Source organism: uncultured Kluyvera sp. (assembly GCF_902485085.1).
GTDB classification, from domain to species: domain Bacteria; phylum Pseudomonadota; class Gammaproteobacteria; order Enterobacterales; family Enterobacteriaceae; genus Kluyvera; species Kluyvera ascorbata.
In genome coordinates this window covers 1-7,766 of the sequence record NZ_CABTJS010000136.1, presented here as the reverse complement: position 1 = coordinate 7,766, position 7,766 = coordinate 1, and the positions used below count along the sequence as shown (strand labels likewise).

General features: G+C 53.2%; 6 protein-coding genes and 1 pseudogene. 4 read left to right on the top strand and 3 right to left on the bottom strand.

The genetic code is table 11. From position 1 onward, the window contains the following. The coding region (gene cysJ, locus RDN66_RS16385; protein ID WP_308538027.1) for an NADPH-dependent assimilatory sulfite reductase flavoprotein subunit at positions 1-1,541 on the bottom strand (1,541 nt) is incomplete at its 3' end. Between the two features lie 304 nt (positions 1,542-1,845). Here cysJ and queD point away from each other — a divergent pair. Together queD and agp are read left to right on the top strand one after the other, a co-directional pair. Then, a complete protein-coding gene (queD, locus tag RDN66_RS16380; RefSeq protein ID WP_163446301.1) occupies positions 1,846-2,211 on the top strand; it encodes a 6-carboxytetrahydropterin synthase QueD in 366 nt (121 codons plus the stop codon). A 166-nt stretch (positions 2,212-2,377) separates the two neighbouring features. Further along, the gene (gene agp, locus RDN66_RS16375) at positions 2,378-3,619 is read left to right on the top strand and encodes a bifunctional glucose-1-phosphatase/inositol phosphatase (RefSeq protein ID WP_123650594.1); all 1,242 of its coding nucleotides are present in this window, start codon (positions 2,378-2,380) and stop codon (positions 3,617-3,619) included. Positions 3,620-3,712: 93 nt separating this feature from the next. On the opposite strand, the gene queE is transcribed toward agp, so the two are convergent. Further along, positions 3,713-4,384: a 7-carboxy-7-deazaguanine synthase QueE gene (queE, locus tag RDN66_RS16370; protein WP_202218066.1), complete on the bottom strand. Its 672-nt coding sequence runs from the start codon at positions 4,382-4,384 to the stop codon at positions 3,713-3,715. A 292-nt stretch (positions 4,385-4,676) separates the two neighbouring features. On the opposite strand from queE, the gene RDN66_RS16365 reads away from it, so the two are divergent. Together RDN66_RS16365 and RDN66_RS16360 are read left to right on the top strand one after the other, a co-directional pair. Further along, entirely contained in the window at positions 4,677-6,014 is a 1,338-nt protein-coding gene (locus RDN66_RS16365; protein WP_202217277.1) for a gluconate:H+ symporter, read from the top strand. Between the two features lie 340 nt (positions 6,015-6,354). After that, positions 6,355-7,464 carry an SDR family oxidoreductase gene (locus RDN66_RS16360; RefSeq protein WP_202217276.1) on the top strand — a complete coding sequence of 370 codons (1,110 nt, stop codon included), beginning with the start codon at positions 6,355-6,357 and terminating at the stop codon, positions 7,462-7,464. Positions 7,465-7,514: 50 nt separating this feature from the next. Here RDN66_RS16360 and eno read toward each other — a convergent pair. Next, a pseudogene (eno, locus tag RDN66_RS16355) lies at positions 7,515-7,766 on the bottom strand (phosphopyruvate hydratase); the annotation flags it as partial.

The following is a 7,766-nucleotide window of genomic DNA, read 5'->3' as shown; positions in this document are numbered from 1 at the left end:
CGGCTCAGCACGCCTTCTTTCACGTAACGCTGCCATTCCACCTGATAGAGGAAATCCTCGGTGAAGTGCGGGTTACCGAAGAACAGCCAGTTCTTGCCTTCTGCGCCATCGGCCGCGCGTTGCTGCATAAAGGCGCGGAACGGGGCAATACCGGTGCCCGGGCCAATCATGATAACCGGGGTCTGCGGGTTAGCCGGCAGACGGAAGTTGTCGTTATGTTCGATGAAGACGCGGACTTCGCCTTCTTCTTCCACGCGGTCGGCGAGGAAGCTGGAGGCACCACCAGCGCGCGCTCGCCCTTCAATCTCGTAGCGTACAACGCCCAGCGTCACGTGCACTTCGCTCTCGACTTCCGCCTGAGAGGAGGCAATGGAATAGAGGCGCGGCGTTAACGGACGCAGCAGGCCAATCAGCGCTTCAGCATCAAGTTGAGCGGGAGAGAAACGCACCATATCAACAATCGGCGTGGTCGCGGCATACTGCTGCAACTGCGCTTTATCGCCCACCAGCGGCAACAGAGATTCACTGCGGGTCAGCGTGGCGTAGTTTTCCACGATATTGGCGGTGTTAACCGTCAGCTCGAAGTGCCATTGCAGCGCGTCGGCCAGCGGCAGGGTTTTGCCGTCAACCGTGACCGGCTCGTCGCCCTTCAGCCACAGCAGCTCGACCAGCTCTTTGACCAGCTCGGGGTCGTTCTGATACCAGACGCCCAGCGCGTCACCCGGCTGATAACGCAGGCCGGAGTCACCGAGATCGATTTCGATATGGCGAACGTCTTTTTCGGAATCACGGCCGGTGATTTTCTGGTTCACCGCGAGCGTTGCCGTTAATGGCGCTTCTTTGGTGTACGGGCTCGAATGAATATCATTAACCGCACCGCTCGCCGCCGCCTGAACGGAAGGCGCAGCTGGCGCACGCGCCTTCAGCACATCAACCAGTCGCGCGCGCCATTCGGCGGCGGCAGCCTGGTATTCTACGTCAGCATCCACGCGGTCGAGCAGACGTTCACCACCAAGCTCAGCCAGCTTGCTGTCGAAGTCTTTACCGGCCTGGCAGAAGAATTCATAAGAGGTGTCGCCCAGCCCCAGCACCGCGAAGGCGGTATCGGTGAGCTTCGGCGCTTTTTTCGAGAACAGGAACTTATGCAGCGCCACGGCTTCTTCCGGCGCTTCCCCTTCACCCTGTGTGGAAGCGACAATGACCAGCAGCTTTTCTGACGCGATTTGTTTGAATTTATAATCCCCGGCGTTGACCAGGTTCACGTTCAGTTTGGCGGCCTGCAGGTCGTCACGAAGGGCTTCCGCCACGCGGCGAGCGTTGCCCGTCTGCGAGGCAGAGATAAGCGTAATGCTCGGGACTTCAGCAGCGACCGGTGCGGCAACAGCTGCGCCCGCGCCAGGCTGCTGATTAAGCACGCCCCAAAAATAGCCGGAAACCCAGGCAAGCTGGGTTGGTGATAAATCAGTAGTGGCCGCCTGAAGGCGTGCCATCTGCTCCGGGTTTAGCGGGAGCAACGCTGAAGGGGGGGACTGTGTTGTCATGCGTCGTTATGTTCCAGTAGCAAAGCTGTTTCTAATCAGGAAAAACAGAACTGAATGTAAGGTTAACGACGTCGATAATAACAATTAAAGAAGTGATAGAAATATCAAATAACCAAATGGACTAACCTGTTTTCCTGGTAGTTAATAGCACTAAAACAGGTTGAATAAGGTGTTGATATAATTAAAGAATAATCATCACGGAGATTAATACTTGTACTCGTCGCCTATTTGGCCGTTTTAGTTAATGCAGAAAAATGTGCATTCGGGTACTATGCGGCGTTTTTTTCCGCAATACTGAGAGTTCATGATGTCCACCACACTGTTTAAAGATTTCACCTTCGAAGCCGCCCACCATCTGCCGCACGTGCCAGAAGGACACAAATGCGGTCGTCTGCACGGCCACTCGTTTATGGTGCGTCTTGAGATAACCGGTGAAGTCGATCCGCATACCGGTTGGATCATGGATTTTGCCGAACTGAAAGCGGCATTCAAGCCAACCTACGATCGACTGGATCACTACTACCTGAACGATATTCCGGGCCTCGAAAACCCAACCAGCGAAGTGCTGTCCCGCTGGATCTGGGAACAGGTAAAACCGGTTGTTCCACTGCTTAGCGCAGTCATGGTTAAAGAAACCTGCACGGCGGGCTGCGTGTATCGCGGCGAGTAAATACGCCTGCAAGCGGGGAGTCGATTCACGCCTCCCCCGTTTTCCTCTTCTGCTACTCCTATCACATTAATTTCCCTAATCTTTCAGAATGCGGTATCCGCCCAGGAAAAATGACGACGTTCTGTCACAATCATTGGGTTGGTTAATACATTGTGAGGAATAAGGGATGAAGAAAACGCTTCTCGCCGCAGCGATGCCGGCACTATTATTGTTCTCAGGATTGAGTCAGGCGCAAACCCCACCCGAAGGCTATCAGCTTCAGCAGGTGCTGATGATGAGCCGCCATAACCTACGTGCACCCTTAGCGACTAACGGTAGCGTGCTGGAGCAGTCGACGCCGAACGCCTGGCCTGAGTGGGACGTCCCCGGCGGCCAACTGACGACCAAAGGCGGCGTGCTCGAAGTCTATATGGGCCACTACATGCGTGAATGGCTGGCACAGCAGGGCATGGTCACCAGCGGTGAATGCCCGGCGCCAGACACGGTATACGCCTATGCCAACAGCCTGCAACGTACCGTCGCTACCGCCCAGTTCTTTATTAACGGCGCCTTCCCCGGCTGTGACGTCGTCGTCCATCACCAGGAAAAAATGGGCACCATGGACCCTACGTTTAACCCGGTGATCACCGACGACTCTGAAGCATTCCGCGAAAAAGCGGTACAGGCGATGGAGAAAGCGCGACAGTCCGAACAGCTCGACGAGAGCTACAAGCTGCTGTCGCAGATTGCCCGCTATCAGGACTCTCCGTCCTGCAAAGAGAAACAGCAGTGTTCGCTAACCGAAGCAAAAGACAGCTTTAGCGCCAACTACCAAAAAGAGCCAAGCGTGAAAGGGCCGCTGGCGATAGGTAACTCGCTGGTCGATGCATTCACGCTGCAATATTACGAAGGGTTCCCGCTAGACCAGGTAGCCTGGGGTGAAATCAAAACCGACCAGCAGTGGCGTGTGCTTTCACAGCTGAAAAACGGTTATCAGGACAGTCTGTTCACTTCCCCGGAAGTGGCGCGCAACGTCGCGAAACCGCTGGTGAAATATATCGATAATGCGCTGGTCACCGAAGCGGCGAAAACGCCAAAAATCACGGTGCTGGTCGGGCATGACTCAAATATTGCTTCGCTGCTGACGGCGCTCGATTTTAACGCCTACACTCTGCCGGGACAGTACGAACGTACGCCGATTGGCGGGAAAATTGTGTTCCAGCGCTGGCATGATACGAAAGCAAATCGGGAGTTAATGAAGATTGAGTATGTCTATCAGAGCGCCGATCAGCTGCGTAACGCCGATACGCTAACGCTGAAAACGCCTCCGCAGCGCGTCACGTTGTCGCTGAAAGGCTGCCCGGTTGATGCCAACGGCTTCTGCCCGATGGATACCTTCTCGAAGGTGATGAACGACGCGGCGAAATAAAACATAACGTACTACCGTAACCCGGCCGAGCGAAGCGACGCCGGGAATTCCCCGGAGTCGGCGCGATGCGCCTCGTCCGGGCTACGAATTGAATCAGGCAATATTCAGATACTTGTGCGTCTGCATCGACAGACGCCAGTTGCGCGCAATACAGGTTTCAATACACAGGCGGGTGGCGTCATCTTTCTGGCTGATAGGCTGCAGCGCAATGATGCGCGGTTTGTCATCGCTCAGCGTTTCCAGCAGTTCGTCCAGGGCTTCGATATCACGTACGCGGCCTACCGGATGCTTGATTTCATCAGCACGTTCCAGCGCCTGCGACAGCACGTCATAGCCTCCGCGCATATTCACTTTCGGCGACACCGTCACCCAGGTACCCGGTGTGCAGCGCACTTCATGCGTACCGCTGGTTTCAATCTGGCAGCAGTAGCCGTTTTGCTCGAGCAACGCGGTAAGAGACGTTAAATCATGGATGCAGGGCTCACCGCCGGTGATCACCACATGACGCGCGGTCCAACCCTGGCGGCCAATAATCGCCAGCAGGTCTTCGCTGCTCGCCGCACCCCATTTATCACTCTCTTTGGTTTTCGCCAGAATACTGAACAGAGAAACTTCCCGATCGCTAAGCTTTTCCCAGGTATGTTTGGTATCACACCAGGCGCAGCCTACCGGACATCCCTGTAAACGAATAAAAATGGCGGGGACGCCGGTAAAATAACCTTCACCCTGCAGGGTCTGGAACATCTCATTAATCGGGTACTGCATCATCAACTCTTCAGTAGTGGTAAACCGTTATTATTGCATACTTCGCGCCAACTATCCCTCGCACTTCTTGCGCAACCGTCTCAGAGCAACTGACTGGGGCACCTCAGCGCTGTTTTCTGTGATGAGTCAGCGTAAATTTATGAAATTAACAATTCCATTACATCAATATTTTGTCTCGCTTCACCGTTTAGCATGTTGCTACGTCAATCAAATTGGTATGACACATTCGTATGGGTAATATCCCGAGCTGGCTACATATCATACCAATTATAAATTTTGACAAGGAAAATGGATGAACGCGTTTGCTGAAGCCTTGCCGGTGATCTGGGTCGCCCTGGGCGTTGTACTACTACTTATTCTCAATATGAAATTTAAGATCAATGGCATGCTGGCGCTGCTGCTGGCGGCTATTTTTGTCGGAATCTGCGAGGGACTGCCGCTGGAAGCGATCAGCAAGTCGATCGAGGCCGGTGTGGGGAGTACCCTGGGGCATCTGGCGCTGATCATTCTGTTCGGGGCAATCCTCGGCAAGCTGATGGTGGATTCCGGTGCCGCCCAGCGCGTCTCTTCGACGCTGCTCAATAGCTTTGGGCCGAAGAAAGTGCAGTGGGCCATTATGGTTATCGGGCTTATCTTCGGCCTGGCCATGTTCTATGAAGTCGCCTTCCTGATCCTGGCACCGCTGGTTATCAGTATTGCGCGTGAGGCAAAAATCCCGTTCCTGAAGCTCGGCATCACCATGGTAGCCGCAGCAACCACCGCACACAGCCTGTTTCCGCCGCAGCCGGGCCCAACGGCGCTAGTCGCCGCGTTCCACGCCGATATGGGGATGGTTTATATCTATGGGATTATCGTCGCCATCCCAACGGTGATTTGCTCCGGTATTCTGCTGCCAAAGCTGCTGGGCAACCTTGAACGCCCGATTCCACAGCTGCTGGAATCGCAAAAAGTATTCCGCGATGACGAAATGCCGTCGTTCGCCACTAGCCTGCTGGTTCCGCTGATCCCGGCGATTATCATCACCGGCGTTACCGTCATTAAACTGTTTATTCCGGCCTCCGCCAACATCACCTCTTTCCTGAACTTTATCGGCAGCGCGCAGGTCAGCATGCTGATAGCCGTGCTCGTCGCGCTCTACGCTTTTGGCACCGCGCGCGGTAAATCGATGACCGAAGTGATGAGCTCCTACTCCACGGCTATCGAAAAAGTGGCGCTGGTTGTCTTTATCATCGGTGCAGGCGGTGCGTTCAAGCAAATCATCATGGACACCGGCGTGGGTGATTACATCGCTGATATGATGCGTACCTCTTCGGTCTCGCCGTTGATTATGGCGTGGTTTATCACCGTGCTGCTGCGTCTGGCAACCGGCGCGGGCACCGTCTCGGCCATTACCGCTGCGGGCATTGTAGGGCCAATGATTACCACTTTTAATGTTGATCCGGCGCTGATGGTGCTGGCGACCGCCTCGGGGAGCAACACGCTGACCCACGTCAACGATGCCGCCTTCTGGTTATTCAAAGAGTATTTTGGGCTATCGATTAAAGACACCTTTAAAACCTGGGGTCTTTTAGAATTAACTAACTCCGTTGTCGGTTTGTTAATTGTATTATTACTCGATTTGATTATCTAAAAGTCTTTAAGATCTCACTTAATAAATAATCCGTAGCCAAACCGACTACGGATTATTTTATACTGCTTTCAGGAAGCCATTTATGATGTAACAAAAAATGTTTTATTTTACACTTATGAAATAAGTTATTTTTTTACAAAAACCATTAAAAACAAATGGATATATTTAAATATTAAATTTATTGAATCTTTTTAAATATCAAAATGTCCAATCTAATTCGTGCTGACATATAAGCTTAAAATAAGCTTAAGACCACCCTTTATTCCCCCAATCTTTATTTAATCGCCGTTTACTTTTCCGATCCTAAAATCCGCAAACCAACCATGACGAGACAGTATTCATGAATACATTATTAATCACGGGCGTTACCGGTTTTCTGGGCGGGGCGGCACTGGAAGCAATCCTCAATAGCCATAGCGGCGTTAATTTACTGCTTTTAGTTCGCGCGAATAACGCCGAAGCCGCTGTCGCCAGGGTTAAGGAAAATTTACGTAAATTCAATATTGATGAGAAGAAGCTGGCGCAGATTACGTCACAGAATATCCTGCTTGGCGATCTCGCTTCACCGGAGGGTTTCCTCTCTGATGGGCGTCTGGATAGCGTGACCCACGTGCTGAACTGCGCCGCCGTGGCCTCTTTTGGCAGTAACCCGCTTATCTGGAAAGTGAACGTCGAAGGCACACTGCAATTTGCGCAGCGTATGGCACGGGTAGAAGGGTTACAGCGCTTCCTGCACGTCGGTACGGCGATGTCATGCTCGCCAGAGCCGGATTCTCTGGTTGCTGAAAGCGCTGAGTTCCGCGAGCGTGCAGAGCATCTGGTGGAGTACACGCACTCCAAATCCACCATCGAACAGCTGATGCAGAAACAGTGCCCGACGTTGCCGCTGGTGATTGCCCGCCCTTCGATCGTCGTGGGCCATACCCATCACGGCTGCCAGCCTTCCAGCAGTATTTTCTGGGTCTTCAGCATGGGGCTAATGCTGCAAAAATTCATGTGTTCTATGGAAGACCGTATTGATGTGATTCCGGTGGACTACTGTGCCAGCGCCCTGCTTATGCTGCTGACGGCGCCGGTCGCTCAGGGGGAAGTTGTGCATATTTCAGCGGGCGAAGAGAACAGCGTTCGCTTTGCCGATATCGACAAGGCGATGGCTTCCGCGCTTGAGCAAGCGCCGGTGGGCGATAAGTACGCTCAGGTCAGCTATGAAACGCTGGTTAAAATGCGTCGCGAGCTGAAAACCATTTTTGGCCCGTGCAACGAACGCCTGATGCTGAAGGCCATGCGCCTGTACGGTGCCTTCGCCACGCTGAACGTACGTTTTAGTAACGACAAGCTGCTGAGTATGGGGATGCCAAAACCGCCCCGCTTCACCGACTACATTGACCGCTGCGTGCAGACCACTCGCGGCCTGACCATCCCACAGCAAATGGCGGTCGATTTTAAGTAAAAAAAATGCCAGCCCGAGGGCTGGCATTTTTATATCAGAGAAAGTCGGGCTTATGCCTGACCTTTGATCTCTTTACGACCGTTGTACGGTGCTTGTTCACCCAGAGCTTCTTCGATACGAATCAGCTGGTTGTACTTAGCAACGCGGTCAGAACGGCTCATAGAACCAGTTTTGATCTGGCCAGCAGCGGTACCAACAGCCAGGTCAGCGATGGTAGCGTCTTCAGTTTCGCCAGAACGGTGAGAGATGACAGCGGTGTAGCCAGCGTCTTTCGCCATTTTGATCGCAGCCAGAGTTTCGGT